Genomic DNA, 20,813 nt, shown 5'->3' on the forward strand with positions numbered 1-20,813 from the left:
CGGCCGGCAGAACTGTTTCAAAATGAGTCAAACTCGTGCAATTTCCTTACGAGAAGTAGCTGAAAAAATCACTCTCCGCTACACTACGCTTGTCGTTGTCCCTGCGGCCAGGAGGCGTGACCGCTGTCGGCAGAGGATGATGCGCGATCTATGTAGCGCCGGTTTAATTTATGCCACAACCCGACTATTCACATCCCGACAGCCAATCGACCGGGAAGGGTCTGCCGCCACTTGCGGGGCGGGAACAGCCTCGTGAACGTCTAATGCCTCCGGTGGAAGATCCTGCTGAGGCGTTGGAGTTCTGCCGGACTCTGGCCGCCGCGATGGAGCTTGCGTCAGGTGTGGAAGGCCGTCGTTTGCAACCCGCTCATATTGCCGCGGTGATGAGGCCGGCTGCCGGATCCCTGCCGCCGCCGATGCTGTCGATTGTCATTCCCGTGTTTAATGAGGAAGAGAATCTTCTGACGCTGCACACCCGCCTGACGAACACACTGTCCGAGCAGGGCCTCGATTACGAAATTGTGTTTGTCGACGATGGCAGCCAGGACCAAAGCCCCGCCTTGTTGCGGCGCATGGAAGAGGCGGACACTCGGGTATTCGTGGTGGAGTTTGCGCGGAACTTCGGCCATCAAGTCGCGATCAGCGCCGGGCTAGAGCATAGTCGCGGTCGTGTGGTCTGCATCATGGACGCCGACCTCCAGGACCCACCGGAAGTGTTGCACAAGTTTCTGGCCAAGTGGCAAGAAGGCTGGGAAGTGGTATACGCCGTCAGGACCGAACGTAAAGAATGGTGGGGGAAGCGGCTGGCCTATGCCGGTTTCTATCGCCTGCTTCAACGGGTGGCCAACATTGAGATTCCGTTGGATGCCGGAGATTTTTGCATTATGGACCGCAAGGTGGTGGATTTGCTGGTTCGAATGCCGGAACGTAACCGATTCGTCAGAGGGATTCGTAGTTGGGTGGGGTTCAAACAGATCGGGGTGCCCTACGAACGTCAGGCGCGCCACGCCGGCACTCCCAAATATACGTTTCGGAAGTTGGTGTATTTGGCCCTCGACGGATTGATTTCGTTTAGCCACATGCCGCTCCGGATCATTACGGTGATGGGATTCACCGTCTCGTTGCTCTCGTTTCTGGTGGCCCTCTTCTATCTGGTAAAGAAGTTCACGTTCGGCATCGGGGTGGCCGGCTTCACGACCCTGGTGGTCTCGATCTTCTTTCTGGCCGGGATTCAGCTGATGACGATCGGTGTGATCGGCGAGTACATCGGCCGGATTTCCGACGAAGTGAAGCGTCGACCACTCTACGTTGCCCGCCGCGTGACCAGGAGATAGTCATCATTCGCATTCTCATGTTCGATAACGAGTTCCCTCCCCTCGGGGGTGGTACCGGTGTCGTCAACTTTCATCTTCTGGAAGAGATGGCGAAACGGCGGGACGTGACCGTGGATCTGGTGACGTCCTCTCGAAGCCGGACGCGGTGCGAAACCGAGCCATTTGCCGACCGGATTACGATCTACAAAGTGCCGGTCGACAATCGGAATATTCACCATGCCACCAATCGCGAACTACTTCGGTACAGCTGGCGTGGGTTGCGTCTGGCGAGACGATTGGCCGGGCAGTATCACTATGATCTAAGTTTCTCCTTCGCGGGTGTGCCAGCCGGTGCGATCAGTTACCTGTTGAACGTGACTCATGGACTACCGTATGTCCTGTCGCTGCAGGGGCCGGATGTGCCCGGGTTCGAGGCCCGGTACAACTATCTCTACCCTGTGCTGACACCGGTCATTAAACGGATCTGGCGGCGGGCGGGAGCGGTGACGGCGATCAGCGCGGAGCAGGTGGTGCTGGCGCATCAGACGATGCCGGACCTGGAACTGGTGACGATTCCCAATGGTGTCGATACCACATCGTTTGTTCCCGGCGATAACGTGGCGAAACGGGACTTTACGATTGTTTGTGTCGCGCGGTTGATCGAACGCAAAGGGCAGCACCATTTGTTGCGGGCGTTTGCTCAAGTGCGGGCAGCTTGTACTGCGCCAGTGCGGCTGATCTTCATTGGCACCGGAGATGCTGAACCGCACCTGCGGGAACTGGCGAGTAGTCTGCACGTATCCGATGCGGTGGTCTTCAAGGGGGTTGTGCCACGAGAACAGATGCCGGCTGTCTATCAGGAAGCCGATGTGTTCGTCTTGCCCTCTCAGCAGGAGGGCATGTCGATCGCCCTCTTGGAAGCGATGGCGTCCGGTCTCCCGGTCATTGTGACCGATACGGGAGGGACCGCGGAATTGGTGACGCAGGGACAGAACGGTGAGATTGTGACATGGGCGGATGTGCCGGCGCTGATCCGCGCGTTGCACCATGTGATGCACGCGGATGACCGGCAGCGGATGGGGGAAGAGAGCCGGAGACGTGCGGTGGAGTTCGGCTGGCCGGCACTGGCGACGCGATATCTCGAGTTATGTGCGCGGGTGACGCTGGCTTCGTCCGCGGGCCGCCAGGCCAGTGGTCGTGTCTCGGTCGGAGCCGCAGCCGATCTGAACAAGGAACATCGGGCATGAGGAAACAGCCGCACATCTGTATCCTGACCAGCCAGTATTTTGACTGGGGCATTTATGGTGGGTTCGGCAGCATGTCCCGAAAGTTGGCCGAGAGTCTGGTGCTGTCCGGCCACCGGGTCAGCGTGATCGTTCCCGGGCGCCAAGGTCAGCTGCCGACTGAAACGATCGGTGGGGTGGAGATCCGTAGTTTTTCGCCACGGAACGTTGCGGCGGCCTGCCGTCTGATCCGGGCATCCAAGGCCGATATTTTCCACTCGCAGGACCCGACCGTGTTGACCTATCTGGCGCAGCGTCTCCATCCACGCCGAGCCCATCTGGTCACCAGCCGCGACCCGCGCGAGTTGAGCGATTGGTGGGTTGAATTCCTGTATGCCACCCCGATGCGTCGCCTCTTGACCCCCCTCAACTACCTCACCGAATCCGGGTTGTTGGTCAGGCGGGCTGTGCGCCGGGCTGACGCGGTGTTCTGTCCGGCCCATTTCCTGAAGGAGAAGGTTAAGCGTCTGTATGGCCTGTCGGTGCTGCCGACGTTGTTGCCCAATCTCATTGATGTCCCCGCGACGTTGCCGAAGAAAAGCGCGCGCCCCACAGTTACGTTTGTGGCCCGATGGGACAAGCGCAAACGTCCGTGGCTGTTTCTGGAATTGGCGGCACAGTTCCCGGAGTATCGATTTGTGGCGGTGGGGCAGGGGAGTGCGTCGGCCGAATCCGGTTTCGACGCCCAATTGCGCCGGAAGTTTCGTGATGTGCCGAATCTCGAAATGCCGGGGCTGATCAACCGTTTCCGTGAGCCGGAGCGGATGCACCAGATTCTGTCGGACACGTGGGTTTTTGTCAGCACGGCAGTCCGAGAGGGACTGCCATTAACCTTTTTGGAAGCGGCGGCGTACGGCTGTCCGATTATCAGCCGGGTGGATCCGGACCAGTTTGCCTCCCGATTCGGGAAGCAGGTGCACGATGATGATTATGCGTCCGCGATCCGTAACCTGCTAGCTGAGTCGCCGTTGGAGAAAGGCCGTGCAGCCTATGATTACGTGCTGGAGACGTATGAAACCTCCAAGGCTCTGGCGGCTCATCAAGTACAGTACGAGCGGTTTGTGGCCTGATCCGACGTGAAGCCCTAGCAGGAGGGTTTCATCGGCCACGGATCGTCTCGCGGAAACATCCATGTCGACGAAAGCGGTTTCCAAAGGCATTGTGTCTGTCGGTGGATGGTCGGTCGCCAAGCTCGCGACCTCGGCGGTGGTGCTGCCGATCCTAGCTCGATTTCTCGGCATCGAAGGGTATGGGCAATATGCCTATTACCTGGCTCTGTTGTTGCTCGCCTCGCAATTCGCGAATCTCGGGATGATGCAGACCATGACCAAACGGATTGCGGAGCGGCCGGACGATCCGTTCTGGTGTCGACACATTGCGCGAGCGGGTGCCTTCATCAATGGTGCGGGAGTGCTGTTCGTCGGCGCCGTGACCGGGGTTGTCATTTGGAGTACCGCAGCGTCTGGCACGGTCGCCCTGCCGATGGCGCTTGCCGTCGTGGGAGTCTTGCTCTTCGATCAGATGTGGTTCTATGCGCGGGGAGTGCTGCATGGGCTTCGGCATGAGGAGCGAGCGGCGATACCCGGCATGATCGGGGTGGTGGCGGCAGGTGTTCTTGGCGTCATCGCGGCGGTGAACGGTACGGGGGTCGTGGGCGTATTTACCGGATTACTGGTGACGGATGTGTGTGTGGCCCTCGCCTGTCTGCGTGCCGTGGCCCTGGCCCTCGGCGAGTCGAATGGCCGACAGCCGGTCGGGTTCGCCCCGTTGCCGACTCAGGAGTTGCTGCGTTTCGGGGTGTCGGCGATGATTTTCTCCGTGCTGAACATGACGCTCTGCTCCCTGGATATCATTCTGGTGCGGCATCTGGCCGGTGAGGCCCAGGCGGGGCTGTACGCGGCGGCCGTGCAGTGGTCGCAATTTGTGTGGTTCATTCCCATCGCCGTTGAAGGGGTGATGCTGCAAGCGACGGCTCGCTTCTGGGCAGAGGGACGGGTGGGAGAAGTCTCCACCTTGGTGAGCCGGCTTCTGCGTTATGTCATGTTGGGCACGGCGTTTCTCCTCTTGCTGGTATTCGTCCTGGGGGATCGGATTATTACGCTGTACTTCGGGCCGCAGTTTGCTGAGGCGGCTGTCGTGTTGCGCGTTCTGGTACCGGGTGCCTTCTGTTACGCGTTGGCGCGTGTGTTGTGGCCGGTCATCCAAGCGGGCGGGAGTGGCGCGTCGCTGATTCGAGTTATGATGGCCGCGGCGGCAGTGGATATCGGGGTATGCGGGGTATTGATTCCAATCTGGGGGGCCTCCGGTGCCGCGTTCGCCACGTCGCTGTCTTTCGCGCTAGTGGCCGGCGGCTATGCCTGGGTGTTGCGGAGGCGGCAGGTTCAGATCTTTCACGGATTCGCGGCCGGTCGATTCATGGGCCTCTTGCTGGGGACGGCTACCGCAATGGCCGGAGCTGCTGCACTGGTGTCCACCCCGGTTCTTTCCCTCCTCGTGGGCGGTGTGGTCGGATCGTTGTTGTATTGGGGAGGGGTGTTTTGCCTCGGGTTGTTGCAGGTCGAAGAAGTCGAGTTGATGGTGCAGAGTTTGCCGAGCATGTTCCGCCATGCCGGTGAGAAGTTGTTTCGAGTGGTCGGGCCGGTCCTGCTCAGACTTAAGACGGTGACGCAGAACTAGTGTTCTGAATCGAATGATGCATGCCGATCAGCATATGGTGTCCGTTGTGATCGCCACCCTAGGGCGAGACACCTTGGCCTTGTGCCGAGCGGCCTTGGAGAAGCAGACAAGGCCGCCGGACGAAGTCGTCGTGGTGCTCGACCGTGAGCGGCGTGGAGCTGCCTGGGGAAGAAATGAGGGCATTGCCAGGGCAACCGGTGACCTGATTGCATTTGCAGACGACGATGGGGTGCCGCCTCCGGATTGGCTGGAGCGCCTCATCGCGGCGCTCGACCGGTACGATGCCGCGGTTGCCGGGGGGACCTTTCAAGAAACGGATCCCCTCTTGGACGCCATTCGTCGCCGCCGTCCGCTCCCCGTGACAGAGCAGATCGACCAGGGAGGTCTGGTCGGAAACACCGGCAATATCTTATTCAAACGAGACTGGTTGAATGTCTGCGAACAGGAGGACGGATATATTTTCAACCCTTTCTTCGACGGCCCGGGCGAGGACTGGGAGCTGATCTGGCGACTGCGGAAGCGGGGCGCCACGATGGTGTATGTGCCGAATCCGGTCACGCATCTGCGACGGGTGACACCGGGACAATATTGCAGGCATATCTTTCAGCGAGGGACCGGAATCGCAAAACTGTTTCAGGTTATACGGGCAGACCCCAGCGGTATCGTGCCTCAGGACAGTCTGTTATGGGGAGCCGCCGGAAAAAGAGCCGACCCGCGGTGGTTGAGGGCTCTGTGGACAAAAGTGTTCGGGCCGTTCGACTGGGAGCATTTCCCGGATAAGCGGCTGTTCTGGTGTTACTGGATCGGGGAAAAATGTGAGTCCGCTGGGTTTCTCTGGGGGTTGTTGCGAGGCGCGCTCGCTGCCGGTGTGCCTTCTGTGCCTGAACGAAGCTCGTCTGTCCCCCCTGCAAGAGCACGCAAGCCATGAGTCTGGTGCACTTGCAGCGCAAGGCATGGTGTGGTGCTGACGCCCTTGTGCGGATGTCCCTCCTTCTTGGAAGATCGTGGCGGTCGAGCCGCAGGATAACCCTGTGCTGAGTGCGGTGACGGTGGTGGTGTATCGTTGTGCGCCGTTTCTCATCCCGAGCGAGGCCGTAGCGCTGCAAGACCTGACGGTCATTCGTCGAGATTCTGTGCGCCTGTCTGCATCCGCCTGAGCCGCGGAGTGATTCCTGGATATCTCATGAACATCGGTCACATCGGTATCGGGCTGTTCTTCATCGCGTCGGCGCTGGTGATGGGCCTGTTTGAGCTGGAGGTCACGCCACCTCTGTGGTGGGACGAGGGGTGGACACTCTGCGTCGCGCGGCAATGGGTGGAGACCGGCCACTATGGTTGCCTGCTGAACGGGCAACCGGCGCCGCCGATCTTAGCCGGGCACTTTCCGGTCGTGGCATCGATTGCCGCCGGCTTCCGCCTGTTCGGCGTGGGGGTATGGCAGGCGAGGCTTGTGGAGCTGGTCTATGCCTTCGGTGCCTTGGGTCTTCTGTATGGACTCACCTCGAAATTGTACAACCACGCTGTCGCACTCGGAACCCTGGGACTCCTGCTCTTCTTGCCCAGCAATTGGCAGATGCATCCGCTCATCATGGGGCGGCAGGTGTTGGGGGAGATGCCGATGCTGTTTTTTTTCCTGGCCGGCGCCATGTGCCTGGTGTTGGTGGAACGTCATCGCTTGTGGTGGGGAGGGGCCGTTGCCTGTTGGGGCATCGCGCTCATGACCAAAGCGCAGATTCGTCCGTTCTTGACCCTGGCGCTGGTGATGACCAGTGTGGTCGCGCTGCTTCGAGGTGAACGACGGATCGCTGGGCTGATGGCCGCTGGTGCAGCTGGAGGCTGGGTGGTCCTGTACGTGCTGGATGGGCTGCGAGTGGTGATACTGCAAGGCCATACGCTGCCGAATCCCCCGATGTCCGGCCTTCTTCAGGTGTCGGCCCTCGTGTTGGTGCCGATCATTCGGCTCGATGCGCTGCTGTTTACGCTGCAATTCTGCCTGCCGACGCTCTGTGGATTAGGCTTTGCGTCATGGACGATGTGGTCTCAGTGGAGACAATCCCGTTCATTTCAGCTCGCCGATGCGGTTCGATTGATGCTACTGACCTTCTCTCTCAGCTGGTTCGGCTGGTTCTTTCTCCTATCGCTCGGTGGGGCACGATATGCCTTTCCCATGTGGTTCGTCTCGGCGCCGTTTGTGGTGGCGCTTTTGCACGATTGGAGTCGGGGGTATGACGTCAGGGGTATCGCCCGATCGCTCTGGTCTGGGGTTCGGGCCGGGGAGATGGCACTGCCGCAGATCAAGAGCATTGGCGCGGTGCTGCTTGTGCTTCTTTCCCTCTGGATGGTGGTCGCAACTCGGTATGCGTTCCGCGGGCGGGAAGATGGGAGTGCGTTGCAGGAGGTGGCGGCGTATTTGCACCGACGGGTACCCAGCCATGCCGTGATTGAAACTTACGAAAGTGAACTGTTGTTCTTGCTGAATTCGCCGTACCATTACCCACCCGCGCAGCTGAACGTAGACTTCATTCCGCAAATGTGGCAAGCGGAGCGACATCTGACGTACGACGCCCTCGCCGCAGATCCTGATTTCTTGGTGGTCGGCGAATTCGGCCGCTGGGCGGGCATCTACCGGAGTGTGATCGAACGCGGACAGATGCGACTCATTCTTCAAGTGGGCCGCTATCAAGTGTATGAACGGGTGCGTTCCTCGAGTGCGGTGTCGGGCGCATTGGCCAGATGAATGCCGGTGTCCAGCTGGTTCTGCAAGTGGGTTTCGAGTCGTGCTCGGTCTTCGCTCCCTACCGGCTTCTTGATGGCTGACGAGTGTTGTTGACCATCTGCCGAATGACCTCGATCACCAGGCTGGGTTGGTCGAACTGAATGAAATGACCGCTCTGGTCGGCAAACACCTGACGGCTGTTAGACGAGAGCGTTGTTAAGTCCTGCTGCAGATCCAGCCACATTTTTCTAAACTTCACAGGGTTCACCTGACCCGGCATGTCCGGCCACCAGACGGGAGCGGTTGCGGTGACGACCACCAGTGGAAGATCGCCGAGGGAATCGGTGCGACGTACCTGCTCCAGGGTTTCAATCAGCGCAGATCCCTCATCGGCCAATGTCGTGACAGAGCCGGTTCTTAACCAGCCGGCGCGTAGCATCGGTCGTATCGACTCAGGGACCTTTGTTTCCTGCTCGGCCAGCAGCGACGGGAGCTTGTCGAAGGACATCATGAGTCGCGGAATGCCGAGGATCGTCATGGTGCGCATGATCGGGAGCATCGATTGGGCGGCGTGGGTGAAAGATCGAAATTCTAGCTGGCGCATTTCCAATGTATGTCCCGCGTCGACCAGCACCATGCCGACGACATCGCGCGGATGTTCCTGGCGGTAGAGGCGGGTCACCAAGCCGCCGAGTGAATGCCCCACGAGAATATAGGGGCCGGGGATGCCGGCGCGATCGAGCAGGCGATGGAGCTCGCGTGCCAATTGCTGGCCGGTTCGAGGCAAAGGGCCACGTTCGCTCCAGCCCAGGCCGGCGCGATCATAGCTGCAGACGCGAGTGACCCGTGCGACTTCCGGTTGCACGGTGCTCCAGTAGAGCGACCATCCGGGTGCTCCCGCCTCAAGTACCACCGTGGGACTGCCTTGCCCCATGCAGTGGAGATGGAGTCGATGACCGCCCACATCGATCATCTGGCCGGGAGGCGGATGCTGCTTCCGATCGAGCACCGTGCCGACAATTTGGTAGAGCGCGCCGATTGTTGCCAGCGCCACGAACGAAACGAGAACCCATTTAAAGACATGCATTGGACATGATCACTCGCAATGGAGGGCGGAAGCAAACGGGTGTACCGGGGATGCACCGCTGACATTCACTCGGCGAAGAGGGCGTTGATTGTACGGGCCGATAGCTGCGGATGCGTGGTCGACTCAACTGGGGACGGCATCTCGCGCCTGTCAGGCGGAATAGTGTTCTTGCAGGTGAGCGCGCTGAAAACGCACGATGTATCTGATCAGCAGTTCCCGATTCTGTGTGGTCATCCCGATGAAGCGGGCATGGAGGCGGTAGGCACCGCCTGGGACCGGAAGGGGGTCAAGCCGCAACACTTCGATAGAGGATGTGAAGGGAGCGTGGTCGGGCAGGAGGAGTGTGAGGGAAAGGATAGCCCCGAATTTGTAGGTTGTCGTGACCGTTATACCGATACCGCCGCCACTGAGGTTGACGGATTTTTCCGTGAAGTCACCTTCCCCGTTGTCCGTGTTGAGCTGAATGCGGGTGGGTAGTACGACGGTGATGCGATAGAACTCTCGGCGTTCCCTTCCGGGCGACTGTGAAGGCATGTCGGGTGGCATGGCGTGAACAAGTATAGCAAAGTCGCGGATACGTTGGCCCTCAAAGAAGAAGTTGTTCCGCTTCGCCCATGGACTCCTGACTCAAGCAGGGTGCCTGTGTCACTCCCATCTTCTGCCGTTTATGCTAGGATGCCGCGCATGAAAATGGCCTATCGTCTGCTCTGGATGCTCCTGTCCGTTCTTGGTGCGGTGGCGTTAGCCCATGTCGCCGGCTTGATCAATCCTCACGAAAAAGTAAATGGCCTTTGGCTGGTGGTGGCGTCGGCCTGTATCTATGTGTTGGCCTACCGGTTTTATGGTCGCTGGTTGGCTCGTCATGTGGTGCAGTTGGACGATGCGCGCCTGACTCCGGCCGTGCGTTTGAATGACGGCGTCAACTTTCATCCCACCAATCGGGTCGTGTTGTTCGGCCATCACTTTGCGGCGATTGCGGGGGCCGGGCCGTTGCTGGGACCGGTATTGGCGGCGCAATTCGGGTTTCTGCCTGGTTTTCTTTGGCTGGTGATCGGCGCGGTGCTGGCCGGGGCGGTGCAAGACTTCATCATCCTGGTCGCGTCGATGCGCCGCAACGGCCGCTCGTTGCCTGAAATCGCCCATGACGAACTCGGTTCCATCACCGGCACGGCGACGGCGATCGCCGTGCTTTTTATCGTCGTGGTGGCATTGGCGGGACTGGGCTTCGCGGTGGTGAATGCGCTCTACCACAATGCCTGGGGAACCTTTACGATCGCGATGACGATTCCCATCGGTTTCATCATGGGTTTCTATCTCCAGAAATTCCGTCCCGGTGCCGTGGCGGAAGTGTCGGTGATCGGGGTGGTGCTGTTGGTGGCGGCGGTGCTCTTCGGGCGCGTGGTGGGTCAGTCGTCCCTTGCCTGGCTCTTCGAGTTCGAGAAGCCGGCGCTGGTCTGGTTGCTGGCCGGGTATGGGTTCCTGGCGTCGGTGTTGCCAGGCTGGATGCTGCTGGTACCGCGTGGTTATCTCTCCACGTTCATGAAGCTCGGCGTGGTGTTTTTGCTTGGCTTCGGGGTCATCCTCATGGCTCCGACCATCGAGATGCCGCGTGTGACGGCCTTCGCCAATGGCGGCGGGCCGATTATTCCCGGCACGCTGTTCCCGTTTCTCTTTATTACGATTGCTTGCGGGGCGGTGTCGGGGTTTCATTCATTGGTGTCTTCCGGCACGACCCCCAAGATGATTGAGCAGGAATCGCAGGCGGTGGTGGGGTATGCGGCGATGCTCCTGGAAAGCTTCGTCGGTGTGATGGCGTTGATTGCAGCTTCGGTGCTGATCCCCGGCGATTATTTGGCGATCAACACGATGTTGTCGGCCGAGACGCTGACAGCGATGGGCTTTGCGCCTTCCCGCATTGCGGAGTTGTCGCAGCTGGTGGAAGTGAATGTGGCGGGGCGGCCGGGCGGGGCGGTTTCGTTGGCAGTGGGTATGGCGTCCATCTTTTCGGCGCTGCCGGGCATGGCCGGGCTGATGGCCTATTGGTATCAATTCGCTCTGGTCTTCGAGGCGCTGTTCATTCTGACGACCATCGATACGGGGACGCGGGTGGCGCGGTATCTGATCCAGGAAATGGCCGGGCGTGTCTATGCACCGTTTCGACAGATGAACTGGTGGCCGGGGGTTCTCTTGAGTAGCGCCTTTGTTGTGGGGTCGTGGGCCTACCTGATCGGGACAGGCAGCATTTCGACCATCTGGCCGATGTTCGGCGCAGCGAATCAATTACTGGGCACACTCGCGCTCTGTATCGGCACGACCGTGTTGATCAAAATGTGGAAGTCATCCTATCTTTGGGTGACGGCGGTTCCCATGTTGTTCGTGGGAGGCATTACGCTGGCCGGTTCGTATGAAATGTTCTGGATGTTTCTGGCCAAGGCGGCGACCCTTGCCGCGGGGCAGGCCTTTGCGCTGTATCTCGATGCCGTGCTGGTCGCGGTGGTTGCGATGTTGGGGCTGGTTGTCTTGAGCGACAGTATGAAGCAGTGGTATGGATATGTGATTCTGAAGCAGCCGTTCAGCAGCAGTGAAGTGGTCGCGACGGCCGGCGGTGGATCGGCGGGTCATGTGCAGACGGCTATCCATCGGCATGATGAACGTGGGTTCAAGTTGCCGCATGGCGGAGGTTGCTGCTAGCCGCAGCGTGATTGACGAAGCAGGAGAAGGAGGGGGCCGTGGCTGACCAATCGTCGTTTGATGTGGTGTCGGAAGTGAATATGCAGGAAATGAAGAACGTCGTCGATCAGGCGACGAAGGAGATCAAGCAGCGGTTCGATTTCAAGGACTCCAAGACCGAACTGACGTTGAGAGAAAAGGAAAAGGAACTGGTCGTGCTCTCCGACGACGAGTACAAGCTCAATGCGGTCATCGAGATCATCAAAACGAAATGCGTGAAGCGCGGGGTCTCCCTGAAGGCATTCGAGTACGGCAAGATCGAGGAGGCGCTCGGAGCTACGGTTCGACAGGTGATCAAGATTCAAAGCGGGATTTCCTCGGAGAAAGCCAAGGAAATTACCAAGGCGGTGAAGGAGTCCAAGTTGAAGGTGCAGGCGCAAATTCAGGGTGAGCAGGTGCGCGTGATCAGCAAGAGCAAAGATGATTTGCAGACGGCGATTGCCTTCTTGAAGGGGAAGGATTTTGGGATTGATCTGCAGTTCACCAACTACCGCTAACATGGGATGGTGAAACAGGCCTCCAGCTTCGTTCTCACGTCGATCAGCGGCTCGACGTACAAGTAGAGTACGCCTCGCCGCCTCTCTCGCTGCGGCCTAGCTGGGCGACCTGTTTGACCATCCCATAGAACATCCGCTAGTCCCAGCATGGCCAAACTTCTCATTTGCCTCGTGCTCTTGGCGTGGTCCCTCGGCGGATGCACCGGCAGCGACCCGATCGTCGTCATTCAACTGCATCCCACCAATCCCGACATTCTCTACATTGCCACGAACGACTACATTTACAAATCGCGTGACGGCGGCAAGACCTGGAGCAATCTCTCGAAGGGGATGAGCTACTCGCGCGTGATCGCGATGGCCATTGATCCGACGTACCCCGCCACCGTGTATGCGGGCACGAAGGGGGATGCCGTGTATAAAAGTTATGACGGGGGGCAGCGTTGGGTGTCCATGCGTGGCGGGCTCGATGACGCCACGATTTCGTCCGTTGTGAATCAATTTGTGTTCGATCCGGCCGACGACACCCACATCTTTCTCGCCACCACTATGGGCGTATTCGAATCGAGGAACGCGGGTGAGCGGTGGACGAAACGGATGGAGGGGATGAAGGAAGTGTTAATGGTGGTGACGCTGGGCATGGATCCTATGCGATCTTCCGTGCTCTACGCCGGCACCAGCGGTGGTGTGTACAAGTCGGTGAATCAGGGGGCGCAGTGGGTGCAGGTGAACCATGGGTTGGTGCCGGAGGGGATGGTCAAGACGTCGCGCGCGCTGAGTGTCACGTCGGTGTTGGTCGATCCGTTCACACCGGAGACGGTCTATGCGGCGACGCTGGCGGGTCTTTATAAAACCACCGACGGAGCGGCTTCCTGGGTACGGATCGGCGAATCGTTGCAGGATCAAATGATCGTCGCGATGGTGCTCGATCGCGCACGGGCCGGGGTGATGTATGTGGCGGCACGTGACGGCATCCACCGGAGCGAAGATGGCGGGAAGACGTGGGTGGGATTGAATGAGGGGCTGACGAGTACGAATATCCGGTCGCTCGCGCAAAGCGCTCTTGATCCACAGCTCCTCTATGTGGGCACAAACGGTAGCGGATTGTATCGGAGTACGGACGGAGGCGCGCATTGGGAGGCGCTTCCGTCCGTCTTTCCCAAGGAATGAGAGGGTGTGGATTTGATGCGTATGCGTTCAGCGTCGGGACTGGCTATTGAGGGAGGAGTCGCCGATGGCGGCCCCAACGCCACGCATTTGCACAGATGACGAATGCTCTGCGTTTTGAGACTGGTTGATTTCAAAACCAAATGCATTCGGGAGGGTGGTGTCCTGGGTTTGCGTCCCGACCCGGTCCGGTAAGGTGCTGTCTTTGAGGTCTTCTCCCCTGCGGGGACGGAGCGATTCGTTGACGTTGCTGTACGGTGATACGGTGGCTCCGATGTCGGCACCGAAGCTTGGATTGAGGGATCGATTCAAATTGGTGTTTTCGATGTCTCCGCCGATTCTCGTCGGGATGGTGGTGTCCTGGATGTCCATGCCTGTGGGCGCGGACGTCGGTGGTTTTTTGGCGCGGTTCTCACGAACAATCGCCTCGCGCTCGTCTTCAATCTGTCGAGCTTCTCTCCCGCGTTGTTCGTAGTCCAGGGAGTCGAGTCTCTCGAATCGGGTCCCAAGGTCCTTGATTCGCGTTTTGATTTTCTTGAGGTCGTCACGAGCGAGGGCGACCGTGCCGACAATCTCACTCAGCGTCCACTGACGTGCGAAGGTGCCGAGTTTCGGTGATTCCCCAGGCCCGCCCCCCAATCCTGATGTTCCGCTTCCCACTCCGAAGCCCGCGCTGTTGTAGATGCCCTTTTGTTGCACTGACATCAGAATGTGGTTGGATTGTTCCAGGAGTTCGTCGATCCGCTCGACGGAATCCAGCTCGCTCGCGCAACAGTCCAGGAACTCTCGATACTCGCGGGTGAACTTCGTCGCTTCATTTTGAATGTCAACAATCTTGAGCGGCTCTTTCGGGGTAGACGTGTCAGGGGCTGTTTCGTCCATTCTCTCTGGTTTCTTATGGTCACGTTCCGCATCATACAAGGGGGTGCAGCCTGCATCGGGGGTGGCGGTGATCCGCTTATCAGCCGTGTGGCCGGGGCACCAGTAGATCTTTCCGGGTTGGTTCAACGGGTTGTCTGGCCTGAACTCTCCCGCTTGTGCAGCGGGTATCAGGCCCACAAAAATGAGCCCGACAATCAATGAACTGGGTGGGCGCGGATGGGGGGGCGAGTTTGTTGTTGTCATGCGTTGATGATGCCTCTGCACCGACATTGTGTCAACGAAAGGGGGGATTTGTGAGGCGCTTGAAAAGCCCGTCGCTGTTCGTTACCCTCCGGCCATGACACCCTCGACTATGCTCAGTTCTGAATAGGATGACCTATGCCTGTAATGTATATCGATGAAGCGGCCGCCCATGCCGGGCAAGAAGTGACGATTCGAGGTTGGCTCAGAAGTCGTCGTGACAAGGGCAAGCTCCATTTCCTGATTGTGCGGGATGGCACCGGGGACATTCAGGCGGTTGTGAGCAAGGCGACGGTGGGTGACGAACAGTTTGCTCGATCGGCAGAGCTTACGCAGGAGTCCAGTCTCGTGCTTACCGGCACGTTACGGCAGGATGCGCGTGCGCCGGGCGGGTATGAGCTTGACGTACTGCGGCTTGAAGTCTTCCAGATCGCAGAGCCCTTTCCCATTCAACCGAAAGAGCACGGTACCGGGTTCTTGATGGAGCATCGCCATCTCTGGTTGCGCTCCAGCCGGCAGCATGCCGTGCTTCGCGTACGCCATGAAATTATTCGGGCCTGCCGAAACTTTTTCGACGAGCGCGGATTTACGCTGGTCGACGCGCCGATTTTCACGCCGAATGCCTGTGAGGGGACGACGACGTTGTTCCAGACGCAATATTTCGATGAGACGGCCTATTTGACCCAGAGTGGACAATTATATAGTGAGGCCACCGCTGCGGCATTTGGGAAAGTGTATTGCTTCGGTCCAACATTCCGCGCGGAAAAGTCCAAGACGCGCCGGCATTTGATGGAATTCTGGATGATCGAGCCGGAGGTGGCCTTCGCGCAATTGTCAGATATGATGGATCTGGCTGAGCAGTTCTTGTCCCATATTGTGGCGGCGGTACTGGCGACCCGTCGCGCCGAGCTTCTCGTGCTCGAACGGGATCTCGCGAAGCTGGAGCGTGTGACGGCGCCGTTTCCTCGCATCACCTATGAGGAGGCTATCGACATACTGCAACGGAAAGGAACTCCCGCGAAGCCTGGCGACGATTTTGGCGCTGATGATGAGACTGTTCTGTCCAATGAATTCGATCGGCCGGTGATTGTGCATCGATATCCTGCAGCGCTGAAGGCCTTTTATATGGAGACGGACCAGGAACGGCCTGATCTGGCGCTCTGCATGGATGTGCTCGCTCCGGAAGGGTATGGAGAAATTATCGGCGGTGGCCAGCGCATTCATGCTCACGAAAAACTGTTGGCGCGCATTCAGGATCATCATCTTCCGGTCGAAGCCTTTCAGTGGTATCTCGACCTTCGCCGGTACGGTTCGGTTCCGCACGCCGGGTTCGGGATGGGTATTGAGCGGGCCGTGGCCTGGATTTGTGGTCTTGAGCATGTGCGAGAGACCATTCCCTTTCCTCGAATGTTGTATCGCCTCTATCCGTAGCGGCGCATAGCTCCCTCTCTGCTGGACTTCGTCAAGAACGGCCACCGAATGCAGGTATTGCATCCGACTGATTTCTTGGTCATCCCCACCCCTCCCTCACATATTCTTGCCTGAAAATCACTTTTTAGTGGGAGAGTTTCCCACAGTGTTATACACACGTGTGGATAACTTTCCCTGGCAATCTGTTCATTTTTGGCATGGGGCTAAAGTGAACAATATTCTTGATAAATAGGGGTTAATTCTGTTGACAGCTATTCACTTGGGTGTATACTCCACCCATTAAGTGGGGTGAAGTGGGTGGAAATGGAAATAGGTTCTGCTCGCGATTCCCATGAGCCGGTGTTAGTCGAAGAGATCTTGTTCTGGTTGCACTGTAAACCAGGTGGTGTTTACGTGGACGGCACTCTTGGATATGCAGGGCTTGCTGCTCGCCTCCTCGATCGCACCGCTCCAGATGGCATACTCGTGGGGATTGATCGCGATGCTACGGCACTCGCGGAGTCACAAGTGCGTCTGCGGGAGGTCGCGCACCGGGTGCATTTCAGGCACGGAAATTTCTGCGATCTCAAGGCGCTGGTTGTTGAGAGTGGAGTCACTCGGGTGGATGGCGTGATTTTCGATCTGGGCGTGTCCTCGCCTCAGCTTGATCGCGCGGAGCGCGGATTCAGTTTCCGGGAAGATGGCCCGTTGGATATGCGCATGGATCAGCGCGAGGGGCGCACGGCGGCGGATCTGGTTCGTGATTTGCCGGAGACCGAGTTGGCCGATTTGATTTACCAGCTTGGTGAGGAGCGGTACTCGCGCAGGATTGCCCGTGCGATTGTGCAGGCGCGGATGCAGGACGTGATCGGGACGACCTGGCAATTGGCGGCCGTGGTGGAACGTGCCGTGCCGGCATCGTATCGGCATGGACGGATTCATTGTGCGACGCGCACCTTTCAGGCGCTGAGGATCGCCGTGAATCGTGAGCTGGATGTGTTGGAGCCGGCGCTCCGGGATGCGGTCGATATTCTCGCCCCCGGCGGTCGGGTGTGTGCCGTCTCGTTTCATTCACTGGAAGACAGAATCGTGAAGCATACGTTCCGGGCGCTGGCGAACGGCCCCGAAGCGGCGGTGAGGGTGCTGACAAAAAAACCGGTCATCGCCTCGGAAAGCGAGCGATGCCGAAACCCGCGGTCACGAAGCGCGAAGTTGCGAGTCGTGGAGCGGATCGCTAAGGAGTCTCTACAATGAAAGCCGTCGCGTTTGCCGCCGTCACGTCGCTGGTGTTGCTTTTTGTGTGGGAGCGGGTGGACATCGTTCGCATCGGCTACCACATCGAACGGCTGAAGACGCAGAAGGTGCTCCTTGAGCGTGAGCGTGATGAATTGCGTGTGAAGCTCTCGGGGCTTACGGCTCCTGAGCGAATTGCGCGCCTCGCCAGCGACAAGTTGGGGATGATGCAGCCGGAGAAGGGTCAGGTCGTTGTCGTTAACATCGAGCCGGAAGCGCCGGCGAATCCGGTGGCAGCAGAGGGTGAGGTGCGGATCGCTAAGAATATCGTGACGCGGAGAGCGCGATAGTGGCTGCGATGCCTTTTCGCAGTCGCCGTATTGTGGTGGCCTGCGGGCTGGTGGTTGCCTTTCTTTGTGTCGTGGTCCGCCTCGTGAATCTCCAGGTGATGCAGTCGGCGGAATTGACCGTGAAGGCCGATCGTCAACACCAGAAAAACGTGATTCTGGAGGGCGCGCGGGGAACGATCTACGATCGCAACAGCAAGGTGCTGGCCATGAATATGGAGGTGCCGTCCGTATTTGGAGTTCCGGCGTCCCTTGGGAATCCAGGCGCGACAGCGCGCAATCTCTCGCCGATCTTGCACGTGAAGGCGACGGAACTTGAAAAGAAGCTGAAGCAGGAAAAGCATTTCGTATGGCTGGCACGCAAGCTGGAGCCTGAACAGGGACGACGGCTTGAGCGACTCGCGCTGGATGGCGTCGGGGTGGTGATGGAGGGGCGTCGCTTCTATCCCAAGGGGCCGCTGTTATCGCATGTGCTGGGCTTTGCCGGCATGGATGATCGCGGGCTGGAAGGCGTGGAGCTGCGCTACGAATCTTATCTGCGTGGTGAAAAGCGGTCGGTGGTGTTGCAGCGTGATGCGTTGGGGCGCGCCGTATTTCCGAAAGGGCTCAATGAGGAAGGTGCGGCAGCCGGGCACAGTCTGACCCTCACTGTCGACGAAGTGATCCAGTACATTGCTGAAAAAGAGCTGGATGAGGCGGTGAGTCGATCGAATGCCAAGTCGGGCACGATCATTGTCATGGAGCCGAAAACCGGGGCGGTGTTGGCCATGGCCGTCAGTCCACGATTCGACCCCAACACGGTCGGTGCGCTGGCTCCCGACAGATGGCGTAACCGCGCCTTGACGGATACGTATGAGCCCGGGTCCACCATGAAGGCCGTGATTGCAGCGGCCGCGCTCGAAGAGAAGGTGATGACGCCCGGGAGCATGATCTATGGAGAGAACGGGCAATTCTCCATCGCCAACACGGTCATTCACGATCACGAAAAAACGGGCTGGATGACGTTTGCACAGATGATCCAGAAGTCGAGCAATATCGGCGCGGCAAAGGTCGGTATGGCCTTAGGTGAGTGGCGAGTATTTGATTATCTCAAGGATTTCGGGTTCGGTGATAAGACCGGCGTTGATTTGCCGGGAGAAACGGTGGGTTTGCTTCGGGGGCCGCGCCAATGGGGAAAACGCTCGCTGGCGTCGATTTCGATGGGCCAAGAGGTCGGCGTGACACCCCTACAGATGGTCACAGCTGTGTCGGCCATCGCGAACGGCGGCGTCTTGATGAAGCCTTACGTGGTCTCGGAAGTCCGGAACGCCAAGGGACAATTGGTGGCGCAAACCATGCCGCAGGCGAAGCGGCGGGTTATTTCTTCCGATACGGCGAGGACGATGACGACCTTGCTGGAGGGCGTGGTCACGAGCGGCACCGGAGGGAAAGCGGCTATTCCAGGCTTTCGGGTGGCCGGTAAGACCGGAACGGCTCAAAAGGTTGACCCCCGCACCGGTGCCTATTCCTCCACGTTGCTGGTCGGGTCGTTTCTTGGCTATGTGCCGGCGGAAGATCCGCGGTTGGCGATGATCGTCGTGATCGACGAACCCCGTGGCGAGGGCTGGGGTGGTGTCGTTGCGGCGCCGGTATTCCGTCGTGTCGGGGAGCAAGTGCTCAACTATTTGGGTGTGGCGGTAGATGAGCCGGTTAAGCTGGCGATGGCCGGACTTGAATCCTGATATGACACTCGATGAATTGATCAGCCCGATACATGGGCGCCTCGGAGTGCTGGAACGGACTGGAGACCAGCGGGTGACCATTACCGACCTGACCGACGATTCCAGGAAGGTGGGGCCCGGGTCGCTCTTCGTGGCTGTGCCGGGAGAGCGTGTCGATGGCCATCAGTATCTAGATTCTGTTGTTGCGGCAGGGGCGGCGGCCGTCGTGGTGCAGCGAAGCGGAGAAGCGGGTTCGATTCCTTGCGTCCGCGTGGAGGACTCACGCGCAGCGCTCGGAATTCTCGGTAGCCGATTTTATGGCGATCCGTCTTCTTCGTTGCGGATGGTCGGCGTCACGGGGACTAATGGGAAAACCACGACAACCTATGTCGTGAAAACCATGCTGGAAGCCGCGCAGCGGCAGGTCGGCCTCATCGGAACGGTCGCGTATCTCGTCGGGAAGGAGTCGATTCCCGCCTCGCATACGACGCCGGGTGCGTTGGAGTTACAGAAATTATTTGCACGAATGCGCGAGGCGAGGTTGGATACGGTGGTGATGGAGGTCTCGTCGCATGCCTTGGCCTTGGGTCGGACTGCCGGATCTGAGTTCGATGTCGCGGTCTTTACGAACCTCACGCAGGATCACCTGGATTTCCATCTCGACATGGAGCGCTATTTTCAAGCGAAGCTGAAACTCTTTGTCGAGTTAGGGAAGGCGGGCGCGGTGAAGCAGCGGAAGCGGGCCATCATCAACGTGGATGATCCATGGGGTGGGCGGATTCGTGCGGCTTGCACCGTTCCGGTGTGGACCTATGGCCTGCACCGGGAGGCCGACATCTATGCTGAAGGTGTGAGGCTCTCGCCGGCCGGCACCAGTTTCACCTTGCGCAGTCCCGCCGGGAGCTGTCCGATCAAGAGCCGTCTGATCGGAGAGCATAATGTGTCGAACCTCTTGGCTGCGACCGGCGTGGTGTTGCATGAAGGCTTGACGCTCGATCAAGTTCGATCGGCCGTTGAGACGGTCACGAACGTGCCGGGGCGGTTCGAACTGGTCGACGCCGGCCAGGACTTTTCCGTGGTGGTGGACTATGCCCATACTGAAGACGCACTGGTTCGTTTGTTGACCGCGGCCCAGGCGCTACGCACGGGGCGGATCATCACGGTCTTCGGGTGCGGCGGGGACCGGGATCGGACCAAGCGCCCGAAGATGGGGCGGGCTGCCGTACAGTATAGTGATGTGGTGATACTGACCTCGGACAACCCGCGTACCGAAGATCCTGCGGTGATCTTGCGCGAGGTCGAGGTCGGGGTCAAAGAGGCGCTGGCGGATCGAGGTCATGTTCGGTATCGCATGGTTGCAGATCGCCGGGAGGCCATCGAGGCAGCCATTCGTGAGGCGAAGTCGGGGGATATGGTGTTGATCGCGGGGAAGGGGCACGAAGATTATCAGATCGTGGGAACCACGAAACATCACTTCGATGATCGGGAAGTCGCGCGCGACACGATCGGCGCACTCCGATCCGGAGCCTGAGCGA

The 20,813-nt window shown here is 59.1% G+C and carries 18 protein-coding genes; 15 read left to right on the forward strand and 3 right to left on the reverse strand.

Going from position 1 to position 20,813, the window contains the following annotated elements; all coding sequences use genetic code 11:
- The first annotated feature begins 170 nt into the window (after positions 1-170).
- The 7 genes from V9G17_12725 (at position 171) to V9G17_12755 (ending at position 8,009) form a co-directional block, all read left to right on the forward strand.
- A complete protein-coding gene (locus V9G17_12725; GenBank protein MEI2753459.1) occupies positions 171-1,334 on the forward strand; it encodes a glycosyltransferase in 1,164 nt (387 codons plus the stop codon).
- Between the two features lie 17 nt (positions 1,335-1,351).
- Positions 1,352-2,560 carry a glycosyltransferase family 4 protein gene (locus V9G17_12730; protein ID MEI2753460.1) on the forward strand — a complete coding sequence of 403 codons (1,209 nt, stop codon included), beginning with the start codon at positions 1,352-1,354 and terminating at the stop codon, positions 2,558-2,560.
- A complete protein-coding gene (locus tag V9G17_12735) occupies positions 2,557-3,666 on the forward strand; it encodes a glycosyltransferase family 4 protein (protein MEI2753461.1) in 1,110 nt (369 codons plus the stop codon). Before V9G17_12730 ends, V9G17_12735 begins: the two co-directional genes overlap by 4 nt.
- Before the next feature lie 61 nt (positions 3,667-3,727).
- A complete protein-coding gene (locus tag V9G17_12740) occupies positions 3,728-5,272 on the forward strand; it encodes an oligosaccharide flippase family protein (protein ID MEI2753462.1) in 1,545 nt (514 codons plus the stop codon).
- Between the two features lie 16 nt (positions 5,273-5,288).
- The gene (locus V9G17_12745; GenBank protein MEI2753463.1) at positions 5,289-6,200 is read left to right on the forward strand and encodes a glycosyltransferase; all 912 of its coding nucleotides are present in this window, start codon (positions 5,289-5,291) and stop codon (positions 6,198-6,200) included.
- A gap of 76 nt (positions 6,201-6,276) precedes the next feature.
- A complete protein-coding gene (locus V9G17_12750; GenBank protein MEI2753464.1) occupies positions 6,277-6,429 on the forward strand; it encodes a hypothetical protein in 153 nt (50 codons plus the stop codon).
- Between the two features lie 26 nt (positions 6,430-6,455).
- Positions 6,456-8,009, forward strand: coding sequence for a glycosyltransferase family 39 protein (locus V9G17_12755; protein MEI2753465.1), 1,554 nt, complete (start codon positions 6,456-6,458; stop codon positions 8,007-8,009).
- Positions 8,010-8,067: 58 nt separating this feature from the next.
- Here the strand turns inward: V9G17_12755 and V9G17_12760 are convergent, their stop codons facing one another.
- Together V9G17_12760 and V9G17_12765 are read right to left on the reverse strand one after the other, a co-directional pair.
- The gene (locus V9G17_12760) at positions 8,068-9,075 is read right to left on the reverse strand and encodes an alpha/beta hydrolase (protein ID MEI2753466.1); all 1,008 of its coding nucleotides are present in this window, start codon (positions 9,073-9,075) and stop codon (positions 8,068-8,070) included.
- A 150-nt stretch (positions 9,076-9,225) separates the two neighbouring features.
- Positions 9,226-9,609 (reverse strand): PilZ domain-containing protein, encoded by a 384-nt coding sequence (locus V9G17_12765; protein MEI2753467.1) that lies wholly within the window; start codon positions 9,607-9,609, stop codon positions 9,226-9,228.
- Between the two features lie 150 nt (positions 9,610-9,759).
- Here V9G17_12765 and V9G17_12770 point away from each other — a divergent pair, with 150 nt between their 5' ends.
- The 3 genes from V9G17_12770 (at position 9,760) to V9G17_12780 (ending at position 13,469) form a co-directional block, all read left to right on the forward strand.
- Positions 9,760-11,766: a carbon starvation CstA family protein gene (locus V9G17_12770; protein ID MEI2753468.1), complete on the forward strand. Its 2,007-nt coding sequence runs from the start codon at positions 9,760-9,762 to the stop codon at positions 11,764-11,766.
- A 38-nt stretch (positions 11,767-11,804) separates the two neighbouring features.
- The gene (locus V9G17_12775) at positions 11,805-12,302 is read left to right on the forward strand and encodes a YajQ family cyclic di-GMP-binding protein (protein ID MEI2753469.1); all 498 of its coding nucleotides are present in this window, start codon (positions 11,805-11,807) and stop codon (positions 12,300-12,302) included.
- A gap of 147 nt (positions 12,303-12,449) precedes the next feature.
- Positions 12,450-13,469 (forward strand): hypothetical protein, encoded by a 1,020-nt coding sequence (locus V9G17_12780; GenBank protein ID MEI2753470.1) that lies wholly within the window; start codon positions 12,450-12,452, stop codon positions 13,467-13,469.
- 27 nt (positions 13,470-13,496) lie between these two features.
- Here the strand turns inward: V9G17_12780 and V9G17_12785 are convergent, their stop codons facing one another.
- Positions 13,497-14,591, reverse strand: coding sequence for a hypothetical protein (locus tag V9G17_12785; protein MEI2753471.1), 1,095 nt, complete (start codon positions 14,589-14,591; stop codon positions 13,497-13,499).
- A gap of 135 nt (positions 14,592-14,726) precedes the next feature.
- Between V9G17_12785 and asnS the strand changes: the two genes are divergently transcribed.
- The 5 genes from asnS to V9G17_12810 all read left to right on the forward strand — a co-directional run bounded on the left by asnS (position 14,727) and on the right by V9G17_12810 (position 20,809).
- Positions 14,727-16,019, forward strand: coding sequence for an asparagine--tRNA ligase (gene asnS / locus V9G17_12790; GenBank protein MEI2753472.1), 1,293 nt, complete (start codon positions 14,727-14,729; stop codon positions 16,017-16,019).
- Between the two features lie 303 nt (positions 16,020-16,322).
- Positions 16,323-17,252 (forward strand): 16S rRNA (cytosine(1402)-N(4))-methyltransferase RsmH, encoded by a 930-nt coding sequence (gene rsmH, locus V9G17_12795; protein ID MEI2753473.1) that lies wholly within the window; start codon positions 16,323-16,325, stop codon positions 17,250-17,252.
- A complete protein-coding gene (locus tag V9G17_12800; protein MEI2753474.1) occupies positions 17,249-17,581 on the forward strand; it encodes a cell division protein FtsL in 333 nt (110 codons plus the stop codon). Before rsmH ends, V9G17_12800 begins: the two co-directional genes overlap by 4 nt.
- Positions 17,582-17,589: 8 nt before the next feature.
- Positions 17,590-19,299, forward strand: coding sequence for a penicillin-binding protein 2 (locus V9G17_12805; GenBank protein ID MEI2753475.1), 1,710 nt, complete (start codon positions 17,590-17,592; stop codon positions 19,297-19,299).
- Positions 19,259-20,809 carry a UDP-N-acetylmuramoyl-L-alanyl-D-glutamate--2,6-diaminopimelate ligase gene (locus tag V9G17_12810; GenBank protein MEI2753476.1) on the forward strand — a complete coding sequence of 517 codons (1,551 nt, stop codon included), beginning with the start codon at positions 19,259-19,261 and terminating at the stop codon, positions 20,807-20,809. Before V9G17_12805 ends, V9G17_12810 begins: the two co-directional genes overlap by 41 nt.
- The last annotated feature ends 4 nt before the right edge of the window (positions 20,810-20,813 follow it).

The sequence above is a fragment of the Nitrospira sp. genome, assembly GCA_037045225.1.
In the GTDB taxonomy this organism is placed as follows: Bacteria; Nitrospirota; Nitrospiria; order Nitrospirales; family Nitrospiraceae; genus Nitrospira_A.